General features: G+C 79.7%; 1 pseudogene. It reads right to left on the bottom strand.

Going from position 1 to position 1,698, the window contains the following annotated elements:
* Positions 1-1,698 (bottom strand): annotated as a pseudogene (locus tag BI06_RS50275) (hypothetical protein); the annotation flags it as partial.

Below are 1,698 nucleotides of genomic sequence, written 5' to 3'. Positions count from 1 at the left end.
TGCCGCCGGACCCGTCGCCGCCGCCGTCCGTCGCGGGCCCGGCGGGCGGCGCGACCGGGAAGGCGGCGGCCGGTCCGGTGGGAACGGCGGGGAGCACCGCGGGAACCACGGCGACCGCCGGTGCCACGGGGACCGGCCCGGTGGCTGCGCCGGCCTGCCGGCCGAGCCCGTTGACGAGGTGTCGCGGGGCCGACAGCGGGGCCGGCAGCGCGGCCGGTCCGACCGGACCCGGCACCGGCGCCGCCGGGTCGGTGCCCGCGAACGGGCTGGCCCCGGTGCCGATCACCCGTGCCAGCAGCTGAGGTCCGGCCGCGGCCGGGCCGCCGCCGGTGTCGTCGTCCGCGTCGTCCCCGGAGTCCGGGCCGCCCAGGGCGGCGTCCAGCGCGGCGAGCGAGAAGCCGCCCGCCGGGCCGTCCGACCCGGGGCCCGACGCCGCGCCGACGCCCGCGAGCACCGGGACGGCGGCCGGGAGGTCGGCGGGCTCCAGCTCGTCGCCGTCCAGGGTCCACGCGGGGGCGGGGTGCTGGGTGCTGTCGTCGGCGGCCCGGAGCAGCTCGGTGACCTGCTCGTACTGGCCGGTGGTCAGGCGCTGCAGCTCCAGCGTGACGTGCAGGCCCGGAATGGTGGCCTGGCCGGTGGCCGGGAGGGTCCAGCGGGCGACCGGGCCGGTACCGCGCTCGGGGGCGCGGGTGACCACGGCGACGCAGGTGCGCGGCCGGGCGTCGAGCAGCCGGCCGAGTTCGGCCGGGATGCCGCCGCCGGGCTGGTGGCCGCAGAGCACGATCTCGGGGACCCAGGACTCGTCGGCCAGGCCCCGGCTGCGGGCGTCCCGGGGGCTGGCGGCCTCGGCCGAGACCAGGGTGGCCCGGGCCTTGGCGGTGCGCGGGCCGAGGGCGGCGAGCGCGGCATCCAGGGTGGTGTGGCGGTGGATCCGCTCGGCTGCCGGTCCGCTGATCGGCATTTCCTCGGCGAGGTCCACCAGGTGCAGGTGGAGCCGGTCCGCGAGCGGGCTGTGGGCGAGTTCGAGGGCCAGGGTGCGCAGGACGTCGCGGGCGTCGTCCGGGTGCCCGGAGAGGTGGAGCAGCCGGACCGTCTCCAGGTCGGCGAGGACGATCGAGCCGTCCGCGGCCGAGCCCAGGGTGACCAGGGCCGGGTAGGGGGCGGCGGTCTTGCGGGCCTGGGCCGGCGAGAGCAGGCCCTCGGAGTCGGCGGCGCACCACCAGATGTCGGGGGTGTGGGCGGCGCGGAACGGCGCGATGGGCGCGGCCGGGCCGGAGAGGTGGAGTTCGATCGTGCGGCCGGGGGTGATCCGGGCGGCGACGATCGCGGGCAGCCGCTTGCCGCCGCGGACGGTGTTGCGGGCCATGCTGCGCAGGGCGCGGTCGAGCAGGTGGAGGCCGGCGTCGTCCTGGCGGGCCTTCAGTTCGGCCTCGAAGGCGGCGGCCGGGGCGCTGGGCATGGCGATGCGGTGCCGGGGGCGGCGAGCGCGCAGCTGGCCGCCGCGCTTGCGGGCGACGGCCCCGACCATGATCGCGGCGAGCAGCACGCCGATGGTGGAGGCGGCGAGGGCGACGCCGTAGTCGTCGTTCGCCTTCTCGGCGTGGGCGGCCGGGGCCTGGGCCTCGACCTTCGGAGCGGGCGTCCCGGCCGGGGCCGGGGCCTGGGCGGAGGGCTGCGCGGGCGCCGGGGCCTGGGCGG

The organism is Kitasatospora sp. MBT66 (genome assembly GCF_000710405.2).
Lineage (GTDB): Bacteria > Actinomycetota > Actinomycetes > Streptomycetales > Streptomycetaceae > Kitasatospora > Kitasatospora purpeofusca.
Note: the sequence above shows the minus strand (reverse complement) of the source record. Positions and strands in the feature narration are given on the sequence as shown.